At 63.2% G+C, this 22,305-nt stretch carries 22 protein-coding genes; 5 read left to right on the forward strand and 17 right to left on the reverse strand.

From position 1 onward, the window contains the following. Positions 1-20: 20 nt before the first annotated feature. Genes plsX through HU729_RS01240 form a run of 3 tightly spaced genes read right to left on the reverse strand, consistent with a single transcriptional unit; the run spans position 21 to position 1,758 of the window. On the reverse strand, positions 21-1,031 hold the full coding sequence (gene plsX / locus HU729_RS01230; RefSeq protein WP_186707955.1) for a phosphate acyltransferase PlsX: 1,011 nt from the start codon (positions 1,029-1,031) through the stop codon (positions 21-23). Between the two features lie 3 nt (positions 1,032-1,034). After that, positions 1,035-1,217, reverse strand: coding sequence for a 50S ribosomal protein L32 (gene rpmF / locus HU729_RS01235; protein ID WP_008096416.1), 183 nt, complete (start codon positions 1,215-1,217; stop codon positions 1,035-1,037). A 13-nt stretch (positions 1,218-1,230) separates the two neighbouring features. Continuing rightward, positions 1,231-1,758: a YceD family protein gene (locus HU729_RS01240; RefSeq protein WP_081255215.1), complete on the reverse strand. Its 528-nt coding sequence runs from the start codon at positions 1,756-1,758 to the stop codon at positions 1,231-1,233. Between the two features lie 95 nt (positions 1,759-1,853). Here HU729_RS01240 and HU729_RS01245 point away from each other — a divergent pair, with 95 nt between their 5' ends. Further along, positions 1,854-2,432: a nucleoside triphosphate pyrophosphatase gene (locus HU729_RS01245; protein ID WP_186707957.1), complete on the forward strand. Its 579-nt coding sequence runs from the start codon at positions 1,854-1,856 to the stop codon at positions 2,430-2,432. A gap of 33 nt (positions 2,433-2,465) precedes the next feature. Here the strand turns inward: HU729_RS01245 and HU729_RS01250 are convergent, their stop codons facing one another. The 3 genes from HU729_RS01250 to rluC are packed head-to-tail and all read right to left on the reverse strand — an operon-like array spanning position 2,466 to position 5,107. Further along, positions 2,466-3,461 carry a S49 family peptidase gene (locus tag HU729_RS01250; protein ID WP_186707959.1) on the reverse strand — a complete coding sequence of 332 codons (996 nt, stop codon included), beginning with the start codon at positions 3,459-3,461 and terminating at the stop codon, positions 2,466-2,468. 2 nt (positions 3,462-3,463) lie between these two features. Continuing rightward, positions 3,464-4,144, reverse strand: coding sequence for an HAD family hydrolase (locus HU729_RS01255; protein ID WP_186707961.1), 681 nt, complete (start codon positions 4,142-4,144; stop codon positions 3,464-3,466). 6 nt (positions 4,145-4,150) lie between these two features. Further along, entirely contained in the window at positions 4,151-5,107 is a 957-nt protein-coding gene (gene rluC, locus HU729_RS01260) for a 23S rRNA pseudouridine(955/2504/2580) synthase RluC (RefSeq protein WP_186666811.1), read from the reverse strand. A 742-nt stretch (positions 5,108-5,849) separates the two neighbouring features. On the opposite strand from rluC, the gene rne reads away from it, so the two are divergent. Further along, the gene (gene rne, locus HU729_RS01265) at positions 5,850-9,074 is read left to right on the forward strand and encodes a ribonuclease E (protein WP_186707963.1); all 3,225 of its coding nucleotides are present in this window, start codon (positions 5,850-5,852) and stop codon (positions 9,072-9,074) included. Between the two features lie 55 nt (positions 9,075-9,129). On the opposite strand, the gene murB is transcribed toward rne, so the two are convergent. The 8 genes from murB to HU729_RS01305 form a co-directional block, all read right to left on the reverse strand. Continuing rightward, positions 9,130-10,149: a UDP-N-acetylmuramate dehydrogenase gene (gene murB, locus HU729_RS01270; protein WP_186707965.1), complete on the reverse strand. Its 1,020-nt coding sequence runs from the start codon at positions 10,147-10,149 to the stop codon at positions 9,130-9,132. Further along, positions 10,146-10,610 (reverse strand): low molecular weight protein-tyrosine-phosphatase, encoded by a 465-nt coding sequence (locus HU729_RS01275; protein ID WP_186666814.1) that lies wholly within the window; start codon positions 10,608-10,610, stop codon positions 10,146-10,148. The genes murB and HU729_RS01275 overlap by 4 nt, the downstream gene beginning before the upstream one ends. Further along, on the reverse strand, positions 10,610-11,374 hold the full coding sequence (kdsB, locus tag HU729_RS01280) for a 3-deoxy-manno-octulosonate cytidylyltransferase (RefSeq protein ID WP_186666815.1): 765 nt from the start codon (positions 11,372-11,374) through the stop codon (positions 10,610-10,612). Before kdsB ends, HU729_RS01275 begins: the two co-directional genes overlap by 1 nt. Then, complete coding sequence (locus HU729_RS01285; RefSeq protein WP_054893060.1) at positions 11,371-11,556, reverse strand: Trm112 family protein; 186 nt, start codon at positions 11,554-11,556, stop codon at positions 11,371-11,373. Before HU729_RS01285 ends, kdsB begins: the two co-directional genes overlap by 4 nt. Before the next feature lie 41 nt (positions 11,557-11,597). After that, positions 11,598-12,593 (reverse strand): tetraacyldisaccharide 4'-kinase, encoded by a 996-nt coding sequence (gene lpxK, locus HU729_RS01290; protein ID WP_186707967.1) that lies wholly within the window; start codon positions 12,591-12,593, stop codon positions 11,598-11,600. Continuing rightward, a complete protein-coding gene (locus HU729_RS01295) occupies positions 12,593-13,027 on the reverse strand; it encodes a biopolymer transporter ExbD (RefSeq protein WP_186666817.1) in 435 nt (144 codons plus the stop codon). The genes lpxK and HU729_RS01295 overlap by 1 nt, the downstream gene beginning before the upstream one ends. Continuing rightward, on the reverse strand, positions 13,024-13,659 hold the full coding sequence (locus HU729_RS01300; RefSeq protein WP_054893125.1) for a MotA/TolQ/ExbB proton channel family protein: 636 nt from the start codon (positions 13,657-13,659) through the stop codon (positions 13,024-13,026). The genes HU729_RS01295 and HU729_RS01300 overlap by 4 nt, the downstream gene beginning before the upstream one ends. 111 nt (positions 13,660-13,770) lie before the next feature. Beyond that, on the reverse strand, positions 13,771-15,993 hold the full coding sequence (locus tag HU729_RS01305; protein WP_186707969.1) for a DNA internalization-related competence protein ComEC/Rec2: 2,223 nt from the start codon (positions 15,991-15,993) through the stop codon (positions 13,771-13,773). Between the two features lie 141 nt (positions 15,994-16,134). Between HU729_RS01305 and HU729_RS01310 the strand changes: the two genes are divergently transcribed. Then, the gene (locus HU729_RS01310) at positions 16,135-16,761 is read left to right on the forward strand and encodes a DUF2062 domain-containing protein (RefSeq protein WP_186666819.1); all 627 of its coding nucleotides are present in this window, start codon (positions 16,135-16,137) and stop codon (positions 16,759-16,761) included. Here the strand turns inward: HU729_RS01310 and HU729_RS01315 are convergent. From HU729_RS01315 to HU729_RS01325, 3 genes are all read right to left on the reverse strand, one after another. After that, positions 16,645-17,424 (reverse strand): ABC transporter permease, encoded by a 780-nt coding sequence (locus tag HU729_RS01315; RefSeq protein WP_186666820.1) that lies wholly within the window; start codon positions 17,422-17,424, stop codon positions 16,645-16,647. The two genes, HU729_RS01310 and HU729_RS01315, sit on opposite strands and share 117 nt — an antisense overlap. After that, positions 17,421-18,353 carry an ABC transporter ATP-binding protein gene (locus HU729_RS01320; RefSeq protein ID WP_186666821.1) on the reverse strand — a complete coding sequence of 311 codons (933 nt, stop codon included), beginning with the start codon at positions 18,351-18,353 and terminating at the stop codon, positions 17,421-17,423. The genes HU729_RS01315 and HU729_RS01320 overlap by 4 nt, the downstream gene beginning before the upstream one ends. A gap of 147 nt (positions 18,354-18,500) precedes the next feature. Further along, positions 18,501-19,124 carry a glutathione S-transferase gene (locus HU729_RS01325; protein ID WP_186666822.1) on the reverse strand — a complete coding sequence of 208 codons (624 nt, stop codon included), beginning with the start codon at positions 19,122-19,124 and terminating at the stop codon, positions 18,501-18,503. A 184-nt stretch (positions 19,125-19,308) separates the two neighbouring features. Here HU729_RS01325 and HU729_RS01330 point away from each other — a divergent pair, with 184 nt between their 5' ends. Both HU729_RS01330 and HU729_RS01335 read left to right on the forward strand, forming a co-directional pair. Next, on the forward strand, positions 19,309-21,756 hold the full coding sequence (locus HU729_RS01330; protein WP_186707971.1) for an acyl-CoA dehydrogenase: 2,448 nt from the start codon (positions 19,309-19,311) through the stop codon (positions 21,754-21,756). A 131-nt stretch (positions 21,757-21,887) separates the two neighbouring features. Then, positions 21,888-22,298: a PA2817 family protein gene (locus HU729_RS01335; protein ID WP_186666824.1), complete on the forward strand. Its 411-nt coding sequence runs from the start codon at positions 21,888-21,890 to the stop codon at positions 22,296-22,298. Positions 22,299-22,305: the final 7 nt, after the last annotated feature.

The following is a 22,305-nucleotide window of genomic DNA, read 5'->3' on the forward strand; positions in this document are numbered from 1 at the left end:
CCACTTCATCGCCAATATGCCTAAAGCAACAGGTCTTCGAGACGACCATGCAGCCGCTGCGGCAGATTTTCCTGGATCTCGATCAGCGCACGCTGAATCGCACTCTGCAAACCTTGCACGCCCGCCGAGCCATGGCTCTTGATGACGATACCCTGCAAACCGAGAAAGCTTGCGCCATTGTGTCGCGCCGGCGCCAGGTCGGCCTGCAGGCGCCTGAGCAACGGCATCGCCATCGCCCCGGCTGCACGGGAAAACAGCCCCCCCTTGAACAGCGCTTCTATACGCGCCCCGATCATGCTCGCCAGCCCTTCGCTGGACTTGAGCAGGATATTGCCGACGAAGCCGTCGCACACCACCACGTCGGCCTCACCGCGATACAGACCATCGCCTTCGACAAAACCGATGTAGTTCAACCCACGGGCATTGTGCAACAGACTGGCCGCCAGCTTGACCTGCTGGTTGCCCTTGATGTCTTCGGTACCGACATTGAGCAGCGCCACGCGCGGGCGCTGGATCCCCAGCGCCTGAGCCGCCACCGATCCCATCACGGCGAACTGGTAGAGGTTCTCGGCACTGCAATCGACATTGGCACCCAGATCGAGCAACTGACAATAGCCAGCCTGGGTTGGAATCGCCGCCACCATGGCGGGGCGATCGATGCCCGGCAGCGTCTTGAGGACAAAGCGCGACAGCGCCATCAGCGCCCCGGTATTCCCGGCGCTCACACAGGCCTGCGCCTTGCCGTCGCGCACCAGCTCGAGGGCGACGCGCATCGACGAATCAGGCTTGCCGCGCAACGCCTGCGAAGGCCGCTCGTCCATGCCCACCACCTCGCTCGCCGCGACGATTTGCAGGCGCGCACGATCGGCAGCTGCAAGGCCACTGACAAGTTCTTCAAGGAGAGAGGGTTGACCGACAAGGGTCAGGTGCAGCGAGGGAGTAGCCGAAAGGCAGGCAATGCTAGCCTGGACAATGCTGCGGGGACCGAAGTCCCCGCCCATTGCGTCGATCGCGATGATCTGAGCGGACAAGGATTACTCGTCAGCGCCCTTGTCGATCACTTTGCGACCACGGTATACGCCTTCTGGCGAAACGTGGTGGCGCAGGTGTACTTCACCGGTGCTCTTCTCTACGGACAGCGCGTTTTCCGACAGGGCGTCGTGCGAACGGCGCATGTCACGGGCAGAGCGGGATTTTTTGTTCTGCTGAACAGCCATAATTGATTAACTCCTAAACGTTTGGGTCACGCTTTAACTGCGCCAAGACACTGAACGGGTTGGACCGCGATACCTCGTCCTTGCTCGATTCGGGCTCGTCTGCGCCCGCCGGCTGCTGGCATTCTTCCGGATGATGAGCAGGCACGATAGGGAGGGCGAGCAACAGCTCCTCCTCGATCAGCGCCTGCAGATCCAAAGGATCTTCGCCCAGTTCCAGCACGTCATAGCCTTTCGGCAACGACTGGGTATTCGCACCCTCCTTCACCACGGCGTAAGTACATTCGCTGTGAATCGGCAGGGTGACCAGCTCAAGACAACGCTGGCAAACCATTTTGACTTCGACGTTCAGATCGCTGTGGATAACCACAACGTGCTGCTCGTCTCGCTCAAAATCGAACTTCGCCTGCACCGTACCGACATTATCGGAAAGCGGGTCGCAGAGTCTTTCCAAATCAGCGAGTTGCAGCGAACCTTGGAGGGTTACGCCACGATCGGCCAATTTGCGCGGGTCAACGTGAGGTGGAATCGGGTCATTCAACATAGGCGCAGCATTCTAGGGATGCCCCCCGCCCCTGTCAAAGGAAATTAGGCGGCATCACGCATGTTAGAATCGGTTCAATTGCGAAGGAGTCTACCATGCTTCCCCTGCTGCTTGCTTCAAGCTCCCCCTACCGGCGCGAACTGCTCCAGCGCCTGCGCCTGCCTTTCACCTGGGCAAGCCCCGATATAGACGAAAAGCGCAACGCCGAGGAGCCTGCCACCGAACTGGTCCGTCGCCTGGCCCGACAAAAAGCCGAAGCTCTGGCAAACAGCCATCCGCAACACCTGATCATCGGCTCGGACCAGGTCGCTGTACTGGGCGAGCAGATCCTTGGCAAGCCGCACACCTTCGAGCGCGCCTGCGAGCAATTGCTGGCCGCCAGCGGGCAGCAGGTCACCTTCCTGACCGGCCTCGCCCTGCTCAACAGCAGCACGGGAAAATGCCAGGTAGACTGCATACCGTTCACCGTAACCCTGCGCGAACTGGACCGCGAACGGGTCGAGCGCTACGTGCAGGCAGAACAGCCCCTGGACTGCGCAGGAAGCTTCAAGGCGGAGGGATTGGGGGTGACACTGTTCCAGAGCACCCACGGCTGCGACGCGACGAGCCTGATCGGGCTACCGCTGATTCGCCTGGTAGACATGCTGCACGCAGAAGGTGTGCAGCTACCCTGAAAGAGGGGGCTGCCCGGCAGCCCCGCTCATGACTCAACGCAGGGATGGACCCTGGAAGCCCATGTACATGGCCAGGCGCTCGGCGACGCTGGCCCCGATACGCTTGGAGAAGCGGTCGAACGGCGATTCCTGCACCGTGAAGTCCACCAACTCTTTCTCGCCGACGATGTCACGCGCCACGTAGCTGGCACTGCCCAGTCCATCGATCAAACCCAGCGCCTTGGCCTGCTCGCCCGACCAGATCAGACCACTGAACAGCTCTGGGTGCTCCTTGTCTTTCAGACGCTCCCCTCGGCCCTGCTTGACCATGGCGATGAACTGATTGTGCGTGGTATCCAGCACGCCCTGCCAGAACGCAGTCTCTTCAGGCTTTTGCGGCGAGAACGGGTCGAGGAAGGCCTTATGCTCGCCAGAAGTGTAGGCACGACGCTCCACACCGAGCTTTTCCATGGTTCCGACGAAGCCGTAGCCGGCCGCAGTCACGCCAATGGATCCGACCAGGCTGGCCTTGTCGGCGTAGATCTCATCCGCCGCACTGGCGATGTAGTAGGCACCCGAGGCACCAAGGTCGGTGATCACTGCATACAGCTTGATCGCCGGATATTCGGCGCGCAGGCGACGAATCTCGTCATATACATAACCCGCCTGCACCGGACTCCCGCCCGGACTATTGATACGCATCACCACAGCCTTGGTCTTGGCGTCCTTGAACGCGTCACGCAGGCTCTTGATGATATTGTCGGCGCTGGCAGCTTCCTGGTCGGCGATCACCCCGCGCACTTCCACCAAGGCGGTATGATTGGCACTGCGCGAGGCCGCACTCTCCATGTCCATCAGCGGCGAGAACAGGAACAGGAGACCGAACAGGTAGAGGAAGGTCAGCAACTTGAAGAAAATCCCCCAGCGCCGCGCACGACGCTGCTCCTGAACACCTGCCAGGAGGGTCTTCTCGAGCAGCTTCCAGCTCTTGCGCTCTTCCTTGTCCTGCGCTGCGCCCTCGGGCTCAGGGGCTTTCCACTCGTCAGCCATGCTCACCTACCTTGAAATTGAAGCCGCGCGGGACCAGCCAGCCACTCACGCAACTGTGAAAAATGCTCGACGCACACCTGCGGCCCAAACTCGCTCAGCGCCTGCAGCGACATCGCGCCATAACCCACGGCAACCGAGTGCATACCCGCATTGCTGGCCATCTGCAGATCGAATGCCGAATCTCCGACCATCAGCGCGCTGCCAGGTTCGACCTGGCAATGAGCGAGAATTTCCTCAAGCATCAACGGATGAGGCTTGCCGCGGGTTTCGTCAGCGGCACGAGTGATATCGAAATACCCCTCCCAGCCATTGGCCTTTAGCACCCGATCCAGCCCGCGACGCGCCTTGCCAGTGGCCACCGCCAGACGATACCCCTCACCGCGAAAGGCTTCCAGCGACTCCACCACCCCGTCGAACAGCGGTGACGGCTGCTGATCCAGCGCTGTGTAGATATCCGCGTAGTGCTGGCGGAAAACCTCGAGCTGCCGGGCGTCCAGATGCGGATAGAGCACCGAGATCGCCTCGCTCAGGGCCAGACCAATGATGCCCTTGACCGCGGCGTCGGCACTGGGCGCCTCGCCGGCACGCTCGGCAGCGGCGTTCATCGCCTCGACAATGCGCCCGATGGAGTCGGCCAAAGTGCCATCCCAATCGAAGATCAGCAGCTCGTAGGGTTTGCTCATGACAGGTCAGGTCGCACTCAGGCGCTCCACGGTCTTGGCCCACATCTCGTCCACCGGCGCCTCGAGCTTCAATTCGCCACCATCCGGCAGGGGCACGGTCAACGCATAAGCGTGGAGGAACAGGCGTTTACCCCCCAGATCACGAATTTCGCGACTGAAGTCTTCATCGCCGTACTTGCTGTCACCGGCGATCATGTGCCCGGCATGAAGCGTGTGCACACGGATCTGGTGGGTGCGACCGGTAATCGGTCGCGCCTCGACCATGGTGGCGAACTCACCGAAGCGGCGCAGCACACGGAAAAGCGTCAACGCCTCCTTGCCCTCTTCGTCTACCTCGACCATGCGCTCTCCCGAGCGCAGGTTGCTTTTCTGCAGGGGCGCATTGACCTGTTTCTTCGAGGTTGGCCAGTGCCCGCGCACCAAAGCCATGTAGCGCTTGTCGACGCCATCGCCGCGCAGGGCTGCGTGCAGGTGACGCAGCATGCTGCGCTTCTTGGCGATCATCAGCAGCCCCGAAGTGTCGCGGTCCAGTCGGTGCACCAGTTCGAGCTCCTTGGCATCCGGACGCAACTGACGCAGCGCCTCGATCACCCCGAAACTCAGGCCACTGCCGCCGTGCACGGCGATACCGGCAGGCTTGTTCATCACGATCAGCGCCTTGTCTTCGTAGACGATCGCCGCTTCCAGCCGCTGCAACAACCCCTGCGCCACGGGAGCAGGCTCGTCGCGCTCGGGCAATCGGACAGGCGGTACGCGCACGATGTCACCAGCCTGCAGCTTGTATTCGGGCTTGATGCGCCCCTTGTTCACCCGCACCTCTCCCTTGCGCAGGATGCGATAGACCAGGGTCTTGGGCACGCCCTTGAGGGCCGTGATGAGGAAGTTGTCGATGCGTTGGCCGGCAAGTTCCGGCGCGACTTCGATCAGCTGAACGCCGGAAGTCGGGGGATTATTGGTCGTCATTGCTGGATCATAACAATTTTTTATGGAATTGAAGCACTTAATGATTACTGCTATAGTCGCGAACGCCGCCAAAAGCGGTAGGTCAGTACCGCACGGTTTCGAACCGGCCCTGACCAACGCAATTCTCGAGGACGCGAGGCCGTCCGACGGGGTTTTCGCCAGTTTACCGAAATGCCTGGAATCGCCACCAGCGCCGAGCAGAGAAGAACGAAAAAAAACGACAAGTGCGGTGTTTCACCTCCCTCCTGTTCTTTTTCGCATGCCCCTGCCCCGCCTCGTCGCTTCCGTGCAGCGCCTGGCGAATGCTTCGGAAATACCTGCCTTGGACATGAATGGCGCCAGCCCAGAATCTGCGCTGGCGAAAAATGCAACCCGTTGCGGATTCAGCGCGCGGCAGCACCCGAATTATCAGGGATACGTGCAGGGTGGAGATGTACAGCCCGGACCGTACAGCACGGCCGGCCACCGGCCCACTGTAATGGCCCGGCGAGCGGAACCGGTGTTTGCAGATGCCCCAGAGGCGTCCACGGCCCTCGGCTGATTCCTCCTCCTGACTGAGTGCGATAGGCACCGCAGCAAACAGGACGCGTCGTCGCGACAACGGCAGGCTGGGCAACCGGCTGGTGCCGAACGTCGTTTGACACGGGGGTGGCACGCTACCCTTTGCGCACCTTGGCACCGACCATGAGAAGTCGTGTGTGCCGAACGCCGTTTCCGGCAGCCCGGAAACCGACGGTACAACATGAAAAGAATGCTGATTAACGCGACTCAACCCGAAGAGTTGCGTGTAGCCCTGGTGGATGGCCAACGCCTCTACGACCTGGATATCGAATCCGGCGCGCGTGAGCAGAAAAAGGCCAACATCTACAAAGGCAAGATCACCCGCATCGAACCCAGCCTCGAAGCCGCCTTCGTCGACTTCGGCTCCGAACGTCACGGCTTCCTGCCGCTGAAGGAAATCTCCCGCGAGTACTTCAAGAAGTCCCCTGAAGGTCGGGTGAACATCAAGGAAGTGCTGAGCGAAGGCCAGGAAGTCATCGTTCAGGTCGAAAAGGAAGAACGTGGCAACAAGGGCGCAGCCCTGACCACCTTCATCAGCCTCGCCGGCCGCTACCTGGTACTGATGCCCAACAACCCACGCGCTGGCGGCATTTCCCGTCGCATCGAAGGCGAAGAGCGTAACGAGCTGCGCGAAGCCCTCAACGGCCTGACCGTTCCCGGCGACATGGGCCTGATCGTGCGCACTGCAGGCCTGGGCCGCAGCAGCGAAGAGATGCAGTGGGACCTCGACTACCTGCTGCAGCTCTGGACCGCCATCAAGGAAGCCTCCCAGGACCGCGTCGCGCCTTTCCTGATCTACCAGGAAAGCAATGTCATCATCCGCGCCATTCGCGACTACCTGCGCCAGGACATCGGCGAAGTACTGATCGACAGCATCGACGCCCAGGAAGAAGCCCTGACCTTCATCCGCCAGGTGATGCCGCAGTACGCCAGCAAGGTCAAGCTGTACGAAGACAGCGTCCCGCTGTTCAACCGTTTCCAGATCGAAAGCCAGATCGAGACCGCGTTCCAGCGTGTGGTCGACCTGCCGTCCGGCGGTTCGATCGTCATCGACCCGACCGAAGCACTGGTCTCCATCGACATCAACTCGGCGCGCGCCACCAAAGGCAGCGACATCGAGGAAACCGCCCTGCAGACCAACCTGGAAGCGGCTGAGGAAATCGCCCGCCAGCTGCGCCTGCGTGACATCGGCGGCCTGATCGTCATCGACTTCATCGACATGACCCCGGCCAAGAACCAGCGCGCCGTCGAGGAACGCGTACGCGAATGCCTCGAAGCCGACCGCGCCCGCGTTCAGGTCGGTCGCATCTCGCGCTTCGGCCTGCTGGAGATGTCCCGCCAGCGCCTGCGTCCGTCGCTGGGCGAAAGCAGCGGCATCGTCTGCCCACGCTGCTCGGGCACCGGCATCATCCGTGACGTCGAATCCCTCTCGCTGGCGATCCTGCGCCTGATCGAGGAAGAAGCGCTGAAGGACCGTACCGCCGAGGTACGCGCACAAGTGCCGATCCCGGTAGCTGCCTTCCTGCTCAACGAGAAGCGCAACTCGATCACCAAGATCGAACTGCGCACCCGTGCGCGCATCATCATCCTGCCGAACGATCACCTGGAAACCCCGCACTTCGAAGTCCAGCGCCTGCGCGACGACAATCCGGACGTGCTGAACAACCAGTCGAGCTATGAGATCGCCACCAGCGAAGCCGAGGAAGCGCCGCAACCAACCGCTACCCGCACCCTGGTTCGCCAGGAAGCTGCAGTGAAGACCGCTCCGGCTCGTACCAACGCCCCTGAGCCGAGCGCGAGCGAAGCACAACCTGCTGCAACCGCTCCAGCGCCTGTCGCCGCGCCAGAGCCAAGCCTGTTCAAGGGCCTGGTCAAGTCGCTGGTCAGCCTGTTCGCCGGCAAGGAAGAACCTGTCGTCGCTCCGGCCGCTACTCCCGAGAAGCCAACCACCGAGCGCACCCAGCGCAACGAGGAGCGCCGCAACGGTCGTCAGCAGAGCCGCAACCGCAATGGCCGCCGCGATGAAGACCGCAAACCGCGTGAAGAGCGCAGTGAGCGCGCCCCACGCGAAGAGCGCCAGCCACGTGAAGAGCGTGCGCCACGCGAAGAGCGCGCACCTCGTGAAGAACGTGCTCCACGCGAAGAACGTGCTCCACGTCAACCGCGCGAAGACCGTCGCGGTAATCGTGAAGAACGCGTCCGCGAATTGCGCGAGCCACTGGATACCGCCCCGGCGGCCCGTGAGGAGCGTGCTCCACGCGAAGAGCGTGCACCTCGCGAGGAACGCGTAGCCCGCGAAGAGCGCACACCACGCGAAGAACGTGCCCCACGCGAAGATCGCGCACCTCGTGAAGAGCGTCCAGCCCGTGAGGAACGCGCACCACGCGAGGAGCGTGAAGAGCGCGCACCACGTGAAGAACGCCAACCACGCCAGCCGCGCGAAGAGCGCCAGCCACGCGCCGCCGAACAGGCTGCCGAGGCAAGCGAGGAGCAACTGCCGAACGAAGAACTGCTGCAGGACGAGCAGGAAGGTGCCGATGGCGAGCGCCCTCGTCGCCGCTCCCGTGGCCAGCGTCGTCGCAGCAACCGTCGTGAGCGCCAGCGCAATGCCAATGGCGAGCTGATCGACGGCGACGAAGAAGCCGGCGAAGAGCAACAGCCACAGCAGCACAAAGCCACTGAGCTGGGTGCCGAACTGGCCGCAGGCCTGGCGGTCACCGCCGCCGTTGCCAGCAGCAATATCAGTGCCGACGCCGAGGCCCAGGCCAACCAGCAGGCCGAGCGCGCTACCGCTACCGTCGTCGAGACCGACGACCGTGAAGTAGTTCAGAGCACCGAGCCGGCAGAGGTTGTCGCCAAGGCCGACGAAGTCGCGATCGCGCCTGTTGTCGAGCAGCCGGTCAATGAGCCTGTGGCCGTGGTCGAACCCGGTATCGAGCCTGTCGTCGAAGCACCTGCACAACCACAGGCCGAAGTGGCCACAAGCGAGCCTGCGCCTGCAGTCGAAGCACCAGCCATCGAAGCACCGGCCGTGGAAGCGGGCGAAGCAGAGAAAGCACCGGTTGCTGAAACTGTCGTAGAGCAAGCACCTGCTGCCGAAGCCGAAGTGATCGAGCCTGTCGTGGTCGAGCCAGTGGCTGTCGAGGCAGCACCGGTCGTCGCCGAAGCAGCCCCTGCCGAGGCGCCTGCGCCTGCTGCAGCCGAAGCGGCTCCTGTCGAAGAGCCGGCTGTCGCCGAAGCGACCACCATCATGCTGCCGAACGGCCGTGCGCCGAACGACCCGCGTGAAGTGCGTCGCCGCAAGCGTGAGGCTGAAGCCGCCGCTGCTGCCGCAGCCCAGGCTGCCGCCGAAGCAGCCCCGGCGCTGGAAACCACCGAGGATGAGCACAAACCTCACCACGGCTGATTCCGACAGCTGAATGAAAAACCCAGGGAAGCAGGGCCAGCCTGACAGGTGGCAATCAGTACAGATTCGGCTCCATCTCCAACTCGACGCCGAACCGCTCCAGAATATCTGCCTGGATTCGCTGCGCCAGGGCATGCAACTGTGCGCCACTCGCCTGGCCGTAGTTGACCAGCACCAGCGACTGCAAACGATGCACGCCAGCATCACCCTCACGGTAGCCCTTCCAGCCCGCCTGCTCGATCAGCCAGCCTGCCGCCAGCTTGACCTGCCCCTCAGCCTGGGGATAAGCCACCAGGTTCGGATAACGCGCGCGAATACCCTCGGCCAACTGCGCCGAGACCACCGGGTTCTTGAAGAAGCTGCCAGCATTGCCCAGCTCCGCCGGATCCGGAAGCTTTTCGCGACGAATACTGCAGATGGCATCGCTGATGGCCTGTGCAGTCACCTCCTGCACACCCTGCTCTTGCAGGCGCTGTCGAACCGGCCCGTAGTCCAGGTGCGCACGCAATGTACGACTCAGCACGAAACGCACCCGCAGGATCAACCAACGACCTGGGTTGCGCTTGAACACGCTGTCGCGATAGGCGAACGCACATTCATCCAGCGTGAAGTCACGCAACTCGCCAATCTCACGATCCAGAGCGGTCAAGCCTGCGAACACATCCTTGATCTCGACCCCGTACGCGCCGACGTTCTGCATCGGTGCCGCGCCGACCGTACCGGGAATCAGGCTTAGGTTCTCCAGCCCGCACAGGCCCTGCGCCAGGCTCCATTGCACGAAAGGATGCCAGGGTTCGCCTGACTCGGCCTCGATCACGACACGCTCGCCATCATCACTGAGGATGCGTCGGCCACAACTGGCCATGTGCAGCACCAAGGCATCGACGTCGCGGGTCAGCAACAGGTTGCTGCCGCCACCGACAATCAGCACCGGCAGCTGCCGTTGCTCGGCCAGCTTCAGGGCCTGGCGAACTTCTTCGTCGTCATGGGCCTGGGTGAGGTAGCGCGCTGCGACGTCGATACCGAAGGTGTTGAACGGCTTGAGCGATACACGCTCCTGCCACTGCGCTGTCATAACCGCCCCTTGATTTCCACGACCAGCTCATGGCAGGCCGCTTCAATCAGGTCCAGAACCTGCTCGAATCCCTCGGCACCGCCATAGTAAGGGTCCGGCACCTCGTCCAGCGCCGCGCCATACCTGCGCAGAAACAGGTCGAGTTCGCCGCGAGCATCGTGTGGGCGCAGCGCCTGCAGATTGCCCAGATTGCTCTTGTCCATGGCCAGGATCAGATCGTACTCACCGAAGTGAGCGGCCTTGACCTGCTGCGCGCGCTGGCGCGACAAGTCATACCCCCGCGCCAGGGCAGCCTTGCAGGTGCGACTATCGGGCGCCTTGCCCACGTGCCAGCCTCCGGTCCCTGCAGACGCCACCTGTACGCGCTCAGCGAGTCCGGCAACCTGTAACTGGTGGCGCAGCACACCCTCGGCGGTGGGTGAACGGCAGATATTGCCCAGGCAAACGAACAGTACGCGCATCAGGCCTCCAGCAAGCGCCGGACGCGCTCCAGGTCTTCAGGGGTGTCGACACCCACCGCGGGCGCTTCGATGGCGTCCTCGACGTGGATCCGCACGCCATGCCAAAGCGCCCGCAACTGCTCCAGGGCCTCGGTCTGCTCGAGCCAGCACGGGCCCCAGCCGACGAAATCCTGCAGGAAGCCGACACGGTAGGCATACATGCCGATATGACGGCGATACGGCACACCCTCCGGCAGCACGTCGCGCTGTTTGGCGAAGGCATCGCGCGCCCAGGGCAGCGGCGCACGGCTGAAGGTCAGGGCAAGGCCGTTCTTGTCGCTGACCACCTTGACCGCGTTGGGGTTGAACACGCTTTGCGGCTCGTGGATCGGCTCGGCCAGGGTTGCGATACCGGCCTCGGGGTGAGCAGCCAGGTTGGCGGCCACCTGATCGATGATCACCGGCGGGATCAACGGTTCGTCACCCTGCACGTTGACCACGATGGCGTCTGGCGGCAAGCCCAGGTGCGCGACGACCTCGGCCAGGCGATCGGTGCCCGACTCATGGTCGGCACGGGTCATCAGCGCTTCGGCGCCAAAGGCCTGGCATGCCTCGAGGATGCTGGCATCGTCGGTAGCAATGACTACCCGTGCAGCACCGCTCTTGCGCGCCTGCTCCCAGACATGCTGGATCATCGGCTTGCCAGCGATCGGCAGCAACGGCTTGCCCGGCAGGCGCGTCGAGCGCAGCCGGGCAGGAATTACCACAGTGAAGTCCAGGCTCATTTGTCCAGACGCTCGTCGTCGCTCAGGGTGCGCGCCTCGCTCTCCAGCATGACCGGGATGCCGTCGCGGATCGGATAGGCCAGGCCGGCGCCCTTGCTGATCAGCTCAGTCTTGTCGGCGCTGAGCTTGAGCGGGCTTTTGGTGATCGGGCAGGCCAGGATATCGAGCAGTTTGGTGTCCATGGAGGTGTCCTTGAGGCCGAAGGCCGGAAAGTGGAAGTGATTCAAGGCAGCAGACGAGCGAGCTGCGCATCGAACCAGGCGACGAAGGATGGAGACGGTTCGGCATCTACGGCCAGGTACCACCAGTCGTCACCTGCAAAGTCACGGCATTTCACCGCGTCCTTTTCGGTCATGACCAATGGCAGTGGTGGTTCGAATGCCAGGCTCTGGGCATTGAACTGCGCATGGTCGGCGAAAGGATGCGGCACAGGCTGCCAGTCTAGCCCTTGCAAGGTGTTGAAGAAACGTTGCGGGTTGCCAATGCCAGCTACGGCATGAAGGGCCTGACCCGCAGGAAAATGTGCGAGTGGACGGCGCTCGTCGGTGCGGAGATTGACCAATGCACTCGGGCGCAGACCGAACGCGAATCCACCCGACGGATCGACGGTCGCACCGTTGTGCAGCACCGCACCGACGTCCTCCAGGCGCTCGACCGGCTCACGCAAAGGGCCGGCAGGCAGGCATCGGCCGTTGCCAAGGCCGCGGGCCGCGTCGATCAGCACCAGCTCCAGGTCGCGCGCCAGCCGGTAATGCTGCATGCCGTCATCACAGAGAATCAGGTCCAAGGACTCGCTGGCCAACAGCGCTTGCACGGCACGGGATCGGTCAGGGTCGATCATCAGCGGCACGTCGGTACGCTGCACAATCAGCAACGGTTCATCTCCAGCCTGCACAGCGCTCTGGCTGGCCTGGACCCGCCAAGGGAAATGCGGCGGCTTGGCACCATATCCACGGCTGACCACACCAACCTTCAGCCCCTGGCTTCGACAATGTTCAATCAGCCAGAGGATCATCGGCGTCTTGCCGGTTCCTCCGACAGTGATATTACCCACCACGACGACCGGCACCGGAGCCCGATAGCTGGGGCTTTCGCCACTGAGGAAACGCGCACGCTTACGCGTCACCACACGCCGGTAAAGGGCTTCGAGCGGACGCAACAGCCCCAGGGCGGGATGGCCTTGGTACCAAGCGGCGAGCAGACGATCGGCGAAAGCCATCAGGGCGTCCCCGGGGCCGCCTCGACGGTGGTCATGCGCAGGTGGCTGAAGCCGAGCTTGCCAGCAGCATCCATCGCAGTGATCACCGCCTGGTGCGGGGTCTTGCCATCGGCACTGATCGCCAGGGGCAAGGTGTTGTCTCCCCCGGATTCGCGCTCAAGTGCCTCGGTCAGGGTGGCCAGGTCACTCTTGGGTAGCAGGTGGTTGTTCACCGAATACACGCCATCGGCGCTGATCGTCACCTCCACCAGCTTGCCATCCAGCGGCGCCGCCGGTGCGCCGCTGGCAGCCTCGGGCAACTCGACGCGCAGCTGGGTCTCACGGGTGAAGGTGGTCGTGACCACGAAAAACAGCAAGAGCACGAACACCACGTCGATCAGCGATGCCAGGTTGATGTCGACGTTCTCGCGCTGTCGATTGCGCCGGAACTTCACGCCTTGCCTCCGGCCACCTCGACCTCGCGGTCGCCCTGCAGCACCTCGACCAGCTTGATCGCCTCCTGCTCCATGCCGACCACCAGCTCATCGATGCGGCGCAGCAGGAAACGGTGGAAGAATACCGCGGGGATACCCACCATCAGGCCCGCTGCGGTGGTGACCAGCGCCTTGGAGATACCACCAGCGAGCACCGCGGCGTTGGCCGTCATCTGCGAGCCCATGAACGCACTGAAAATGTCGATCATGCCGAGCACGGTGCCAAGCAGGCCGAGCAGCGGCGCCATTGCAGCGATGGTGCCCAGGGTGCTGATGTAGCGCTCGAGCTCGTGGATGACCCGGGAGGCGGCCTCCTCGATGCATTCTTTCATGATCTCGCGGCCATGGCGGGAGTTTGCCAGGCCCGCGGCGAGAATCTCGCCCAGGGGGGAGTCGGCACGCAGGGCCTTGAGCTTGTCACTGGTCAGTTGCTTGTCCTTGATCCACATCCATACCTGGCCCAACAGGTGCGGTGGCGTGACGCGACTGGCACGCAGGGTCCACAGGCGTTCGACGACAATCGCCATGGCTGCGACGGAGCTCAGAATGATCGGCAGCATCATCCAGCCGCCGGACTTGACCAATTCCCACACAGTAAGCATCCCCCTGAAAAAGGCCGCCACTCTACCATAGGCAGGCATGGGGCTCATCTGCCGAAGGTCAGCGGGCTGTCGGGTGATTCGCATATTTCAGGCCTGCACAACCTACGAAGGCGGCTCACGCCAAAAGCGCCGCTGCGCACGCAATCCCTCGACCTCTCCCCGACTGCCCAGTTGCAGGCGCAGCGCCCCGTGCAATGCCGTGTCATGCACCGCCAACCCATGCCGCCGATAGCGCTCGATTACCTGCGGGTGCGGGTGACCAAAGCCATTGTATCGCCCACGGGAAATCATCACGCCACGCGGCGCGATAGCGCGGATGAAGGGCTCGGTGGAGGAACTGCGGCTGCCGTGATGCGGTGACTGCAGCCAGTCGACACGCGCCGCATCGGCGGATGCCAGCCAGGCGCGCTCGGCGGCTGCCTCCATGTCACCAGCCAGCAGCAAGCGCTCGCCCTGAGCCTCGACCAGCAGCACGCAGGAGCGGTCGTTACTGCTCTTGCCACCCGGCCAGTGCCAAAGCGAGAAAGTCACGCCATCCCACTCCCAGCGCTCACCACTGCTGCATACCTGCGCGCCCAAGGCTACGGGCAACTCCCGTGCCTCGCCAGCCAGCACCCGCGCCACCGGCAGGCCGCGCTGCACGGCCAGAGCGCCACCAGCGTGGTCGGCATGTGCATGGCTGATCAGCATCAGATCGAGCCGGTTGACGCCCAACCCGCGCAAGGTCGGCAATACCACGCTCTGCCCAAGGTCATTGATGCCCATCGCCGACCCGGCATCGTAGAGCAGGCTGTGATGCTGCGTGCGCAGCAACACCGCCAGGCCCTGACCGACATCCAGTTGCCACACCTCCACCTCTGCGTGCGGCACCTGCTCGCGAGGCGTCCACAGCGCCAGCAGCATCACCGCACCCAGCCCTCGCAGCGGCACGCCACGTGGCAGCAGGAGCAGCACCGCACCCGCACAGACCAGCCCCCACGCCCACAGCGAAAGCGACGGGGGCGTCCAGGCTGGCCGCCATTCGGCCAGCAGGCCGAGCCCGCGAAACATCAGGTCGATCAATCCACCTGCCAGCCACAGCAATGACTCGCCCACCCCCGTCAACGGCAATGCTACCGTTCCAAGCAGGGCCAACGGCAACACCGCCAGGCTAATCCAAGGTACTGCCAGGAGATTGACCAAGGGCGCGGTCAGACTGACCGGTAGCCCCAACGCCAGCAGCGCGGGCAACAAACCGACAGCGATCGCCCATTGAGCGCGACTCCAGGCCTGCCAAGGCCGCCAGCCACCCAGGCGCGCGCTGAAGCAGTAGATCAATACCGCCACCGCAGCAAAAGACAGCCAGAAGCCCGGCATCAGGCTGGCCAAGGGCTCGAACAGCAATACGCCGACCAATGCCAGCAACAGGGGGAAAAACGCTCCTAAATGACGAAAGCGCAGACGCCAGGCCAAGACAGTGGCCAGCATCAGGCAGGCACGCTGCACCGGCACCTGAAAGCCAGCGAGCGCGCCATAAGCCAGGGCTGCCGCCATCGCCAGGCCACACGCCCAAGGCAACCAGGGTAGCCTCCCAGGCCAGGCGCCCAGCCGCGCCAACCCAGCAACCAGCCCATAGACCAACCCCGCCAGCAAGCCTATGTGCTGCCCCGAGATCACCATCAGGTGCACGGTGCCGGTCGCCTGCAGTGCCTGCCAGTCCTCCCGCGCCAGTCCAGAACCGTCACCGAGCACCAGCGCAGCCAGCACCGCCTCCCGCCCCTGGGCGTCCACCGCCAGCACGCGCTGGCGCAGCCTGTCGCGCCAGCCCCCGGTTGCCGGAGCCAGCATCTCCCCGGCCTTGACCGATCCGGTGGCACCTATTCGACGCGCCAGCAGCATCGCTTCGCGGTCGGGACCATGAGGATTGAGCAGCCCCTGAGGGCGTCTGAGGTTGACCGCGAGTCGCCAGCGCTCGCCAGCCCTGACCATGGGACCCTCGAACCAGCTCAGTTGCATCCGGCGGGGCAACTGCGCACGTCGGGACTGCGCTTCGTCCAGTTCGAAACGCACGCTGCGACCAGACTGGGTCGCCAGCCCTATCACCCTGCCCTCCAGCCACAGCGTGCGCCCATCGAGCTCGGCGACCAGACGATCATCAAGGGCCTGCTGCGCCGACCAGCAGGCCCAGCTCATCCCCAACAGGAACCACCCTATCGGCCACGCACGAGTGAACAGGCACATCAGTGCCGACAAGAACAGAAGGCACAGCCACCCGACCGACGGCAAGGCAGGCAAGAGACCCAGGCTCAACAACCCGAGCGCCAGCGCAGACATCCCTGTGCGCATGAAGTAAAGCTCCGCAGCGTAATCGCCCCGTCAGGCTAGGCCTGTTTGGCCGCCGAGCTCACTCAACAATTGTCACAAACTCTGAACGAGGCTGACGTGGAATCAAGGCATACTCGCCCTATTCGAGCCCCGGGAGCCTACATGCCGCGCCGTCTCTTCAAACGCTACATGCCGGATCCGACCAGCATTCGGGAACACAAGTCCTTACGCTTTTTCGGCCGATTGCTGCACGACCCCAACCTCTGGCACCTGAATCGCCATTCGGTGGCGCGCGCCATGGGCGTCGGGCTGTTCGCGGCGCTCATCCCCATCCCCATGCAGATGCTGCTGGCTGCCGCCCTGGCGATACCGGTACGCGGCAACCTGCCCATCGCGGTCAGCCTGGTCTGGCTGACCAACCCGCTGACCATGCCACCGGTGTTCTTCGTCACCTACATGACCGGCGCCTGGCTGATGCAGATTCCCCCGCGAACGCTACCGGAGGAACTGACCTTCGAATGGATCACTGACCAGTTGTCCACCGTCTGGCAGCCGTTCCTGCTCGGCTCGGTGGTGTGCGGCGTGATACTGGGCCTGGCCGCCTACTTCACCACCTTGCTCTACTGGCGCTGGTGGGTCGGCCGGCAGTGGCGCCGGCGCAAATGCAGGATGTCATGCACGCATGCCGCGACCACTGACCAGCAGGCGGACGCACAGGGCATAGAGCACCACGGTAGCCACCAGCATGAAGGTGATCGCCGTACCAATGCTGATATCCGACACCCCTAGAATGCCGTAGCGGAAAGAGTTGACCATGTGCAGCACCGGGTTCGCCAGCGACACGGTCTGCCAGAAAGGTGGCAGCAGGTTGATGGAGTAGAACACGCCACCCAGGTAGGTCAGCGGTGTCAGAACAAAGGTCGGGATGATCGAGATATCGTCGAAGTTGCGCGCAAACACGGCATTGACGAACCCCAGTAGCGAGAAGATCGTCGCCGTCAGCAGCACCACGACGATGGTCACACCCAGGTGATGCACCTGCAGATGGGTGAAGAACATCGACAGGAGAGTCACGATCACGCCCACCGCCAGGCCACGCAACACACCACCAAGGGTGTAGCCGACAAGAATGGTGTGCGGCGAGACCGGCGAGACCATCAACTCCTCGATCGAACGCTGGAACTTGCTGCCGAAGAAGCTCGATACCACGTTACCGTAGGAGTTGGTGATCACCGACATCATGATCAGCCCCGGCACGATGTACTCCATGTAGGTGAAGCCACCCATGTCGCCGATCTGACGGCCGATCAGGTTACCAAAGATGACAAAGTACAGAACCATGGTGATCGCCGGCGGCAGCAGGGTCTGCGGCCAGATACGCAGGAAGCGTCGAACCTCGCGATAGACAATCGTATTCAGGGCGACCCAGTTGGTGCGCAGTTCCACACTCATACCGCCACCTTCGACAGGTTCTTTTCCACCAGTGCCACGAACAACTCCTCGAGTCGGTTGGTCTTGTTGCGCAGGCTCTGCACCTCGATGTTCTGCAGCGCCAATTGGCCGAACAACGCAGTGATGCCGATATCCTTTTCTACCTGCACTTCCAGCGTATGCGGCGTGATCAGCCGGCACGGGTAGCCTTGCAGCGTCGGCGCCACGGGCAGGTCCTGCTTGAGATCGAGGACAAAGGTCTCGACATGCAGCTTGCCCAGCAACTGGCGCATGCTGGTGTTCTCGACGATGGTGCCGTGGTCGATGATGCCGATGTTGCGGCACAGCTGTTCGGCTTCCTCGAGATAGTGCGTGGTGAGGATGATGGTGATGCCTTTCTGGTTCAGCTCGGTGAGGAAACTCCACATCGAGCGACGCAGTTCGATGTCCACGCCAGCCGTCGGCTCGTCGAGGATCAACAGGCGCGGCTCATGGATCAGCGCACGGGCGATCATCAGGCGCCGCTTCATGCCGCCGGACAGCGACCGCGACTGCACGTCACGCTTGTCCCACAGCCCCAGTTGGGTGAGGTACTGCTCGGCACGCTCCTTGGCCAGCTTCGGCGGGATGCCATAGTAGCCAGCCTGGGTGACGACGATGTCGAAGGTCTTCTCGAACTGGTTGAAGTTGAACTCCTGGGGCACCACGCCGATGCTGCGCTTGAGCGCGGCAGGCTGGCGGTCCAGGTCGTGACCGAAGACATTCACCGTGCCGCTGGTCTTGTTCACCAGGGTCGAAAGAATGCCGATGGTGGTGGATTTGCCGGCGCCATTGGGGCCGAGCAAGGCGAAGAAATCACCTTCGGCGACCTCCAGGTCGATGCCCTTCAGGGCCTGAAAGCCGTTGCCGTAGGTCTTGGTCAGCTGTCTTATGGACAGGGCAGAACTCATAGCGGGTCACGTACCGAAGAAAAAGGTTCAGGACACGCCAGGTCAAGTCACTGGCGCAGTGAGTAGTGCGGCCATGGTGCAAGGCCTGACCGCACAAGTACAGTCATGTGTATCGATAGTGACTATCGAAACGGGCGGGGTATCCGCTCAAGTCAGTGCCGTCATAACCGCTTTCTGATAGGCCGGACGCGCCTTCAGGCGCTCGTACCAGGCCTGCAGGTGAGGGAGCTCGGGGCGTTCGATGGGCATCTCGAACCAGCCGTAGGCAAAGCAGCCCAGCGGAATGTCGCCCATGCCGATCTGCTCACCGGAGAGGTAGGGCTGGGTGGCCAGCGCCTTGTCGACGATCGCCAGCAACTCGCCGCACTTTTCCCGCGCAGCGTTGATCGCCGTCCAGTCACGCTCGTTCTCTGGCGTACGCAGCATGCCCCAGAACAGCGGGCGGAACGGCGCGGCGAAGGACGAGGTGGTCCAGTCCATCCATTTGTCCGCTAGGGCGCGCTGACGCGGATCGTCCAGATACCAGCCCTGCTCGGCACCATATTCGGCGCTCAGGTAGCGCACAATGGTGTTGGACTCCCAAAGGACGAAGTCGCCATCTTCGAGCAACGGCACCAGGCCATTGGGGTTGCGGTCACGGTACTCAGGCTCGTCGACCAAGCCGAACGCCCCACCGGCGTCGATCGATTCGAACTCTAGCCCCAACTCGTGGGCAATCCACAGCGCCTTGCGCACATTGCTCGAATTCTTGCGACCCCAGATCTTCAGCATGACGACGTCCTTAGTGAGTGCAGAGGGCGAACAGTCTACTCCACAGTGACGGCACCTGTACCAGCAGACAATGCGCTGAAACTCCTGTCGCCACACCCTGTCACTGTTCATAGCGAGCCATCCGGCGCATCGCGTCTAAGCTATCCGGGATGGCGCGAGCCCAAGCTTCCAAGGAGGAAGAACTATGCTGCTGTTGTGGTTGGTGGTGCTGGTGATCGGCGCCGCATATCTCACCCATCGACGTCTGGCACCGCTGCAGATCCTCGGGGTGATCGCTGCCTATGTGTTGCTGATGGGTATCTTCGCCGACGCACCCGGTTGGCTGCTGACCGTGATCTGGCTGGTGCTGGCCGCCAAGGCCGCCCTGCTGGTGCTGCCGCAGTGGCGGCGCCAGGTGTTCACCGGCCCCGTATTCAAATGGTTCCAGCGCACCCTGCCACCCATGTCGCAGACCGAGCGCGAGGCGATCGACGCGGGTACCGTGTGGTGGGACGGCCAACTGTTCAGCGGCCAGCCTGACTGGAACACCCTGCTCGACTACCCTGCCCCCACGCTCACCGCAGAAGAACAGGCATTCATCGATGGCCCCACCGAGGAACTCTGCGCCCTGGTCAGCGACTGGCAGATCGGCCAGGACCTCGACCTGCCGCCCGCAGCCTGGGAACACATCAAGCAGCACGGCTTCTTCGCCCTGATCATTCCCAAGGAATTCGGTGGCAAGGGCTTCTCCGCCTATGCCCACTCGCAAGTGGCGATGAAACTTGCCACCCGCAGCGGCGACCTGGCCTCGACCGTGATGGTGCCCAATTCGCTCGGCCCCGCCGAACTGCTGCTGCACTACGGCACCGATGAACAGCGTAACCACTACCTGCCGCGTCTGGCCCGTGGCGACGAAATCCCCTGCTTCGCCCTCACCGGCCCACTGGCCGGCTCCGACGCAGGCGCCATGCCTGACACCGGCATCGTCTGCAAAGGAGAATGGAACGGCGAGGAAGTCATCGGCCTTCGCCTGAACTGGGAGAAGCGCTACATCACCCTCGGCCCGGTGGCCACCCTGCTGGGCCTGGCCTTCAAGGCCTACGACCCCGATCACTTGCTGGGCGAACAGGAGTCCCTGGGTATCAGCCTGGCACTCATCCCCACCGACACCCCGGGCGTGCAGATCGGCAAGCGCCATCTGCCGCTGGGTGCCGCCTTCATGAACGGCCCGAACAGCGGCAAGGACGTGTTCGTGCCCCTGGACTTCCTCATCGGCGGCAAGGACATGCTCGGCAAGGGCTGGATGATGCTGATGAACTGCCTGTCGGTCGGTCGCTCCATCTCGCTGCCCGCGGTCGGCACTGGCGCTGCCAAGTACACCAGCCTGGTCACCGGCCAGTACGCCCGCATCCGCGAGCAGTTCAACGTGCCGCTGTCCGCCTTCGAGGGCATCCAGGAATCGCTGGCACGGATAGGTGGCAACGCCTGGCTGATGGACAGCGCCCGCCTGCTCACCGCAAAGGCAGTGGACCTGGGCGAAAAACCCTCGGTGCTTTCGGCAATCCTCAAGTACCACCTGACCGAACGCGGCCGTGAATGCATCCAGCACGCCATGGACGTACACGGTGGCAAGGGCATCATCATGGGCCCGAACAACTACCTGGGTCGCAACTGGCAGGGCGCGCCGATCTTCATCACCGTCGAGGGCGCCAACATCCTGTCGCGCAACCTGATGATCTTCGGACAGGGCGCGATCCGCTGCCACCCCTTCGTCCTCAAGGAAATGGCCCTCGCCGGGCGCGAGGATCGCGAGCAGGCGCTCAACGAGTTCGACGATCTGCTGATGAAGCACATCATGTTCGCCGCCAGCAATGCTGCCAGCACCTTCGTGCTCGGGATCGGGCTGGGACGCTTCGAGAAGGCGCCGGGCGACGCCCTCAGCCAGGGCTACTTCCGTGCACTGAACCGTCAGGCGGCCGCATTCGCCTTGCTTGCCGACCTGTCGATGATGCTGCTCGGTGGCGCACTGAAGCGGCGCGAACGCCTGAGCGCGCGCCTGGGGGATGTCCTCAGCTACCTGTACCTGTCATCTGCAGCGCTCAAGCGCTATCACGACCTCGGCTCACCCGAGCACATGCAACCCCTGCTGCGCTGGGCGCTGGAAGAAAGCCTGGGGCAGGCCGAAAAGGCCCTCGATCGGCTGCTCGACAACTTCCCCAATCGCTTCATCGGCTGTGCGTTGCGGGTTCTGGTATTCCCGTTCGGTCGCCGCCATACCGGGCCAAGCGATGAACTGGATAAAGAGGTGGCTGAACTGATCGGCCGACGCAAGGGTGATCCGGCTCTGGAGGAGCTGCTGGCGGGCTGCTTCCGCCCTGACGGCGAAGGTGATCCGGTAGCCGCCCTGCAGACAGCTTGCGACCTGCTGGACGAGGTGGCGCCACTGCACAAGGCGCTGCACCAGGGGCTCAAGGAGGGCAAGGTGCATCCGGCACCGGGCCAGTCGGACATCGAAGCCGCCGTGCAGGCTGGCGTGCTGCAGGCTGATGAAGGCGAGAGACTCCATGCAGCCGAAGCTGCACGTCGGACAGTGATCGATGTGGATGCTTTCGACAAGGCACAACTGCTGCCCGTGGAGGGCAAGGTGCGCTAAGTACCGTCAGTCGCACGGATCGCCGGCACCTGACGGTCCGGTGGTCAGGGCAGAGCGAGGCTGCGCCTGCCCCGGCGGGGCAAAACCTGCGTATACTCCGGCCCCCGTTTCAATACCAGAGGATCGCCCCCATGGCCAACCCCCACCTGGAGTACCACCTGCAACTGCTCCAACACCTGCGCACCATCCTGGTGGCCCTGGGCGACGCCGAGCAAGTGCCGGAAGAAAGCCACGCCCTGTTCCTCGAACGCTTCGACGAACTGCTGACCCTGCTGCCGCAGAATCCACTGGAAAGCCAGTACCTGGGCCAGGACCTGATCTGCCAGGTGATCACCCGCTACCCGCAGATCGCTCACCTGGTCCCACGCGACCTGCTGTGGTTCTTCGGCGGCGACTGCCTGCACTACATGCCCGATGAGGAACTCGAGCTGTACCAGACCCTTGAAGAGCGTCGCTACGAAGCCGAGCAGAATGACGAGCCCTTCGATTGGAACCTGGAGAAGCAGTTGCTGAGCGCGCCTGACCAGGGCGAGCGCCACTGAGCAAAAA

It is taken from the genome of Pseudomonas sp. RW10S2 (genome assembly GCF_014268985.1).
Lineage (GTDB): Bacteria > Pseudomonadota > Gammaproteobacteria > Pseudomonadales > Pseudomonadaceae > Aquipseudomonas > Aquipseudomonas wayambapalatensis.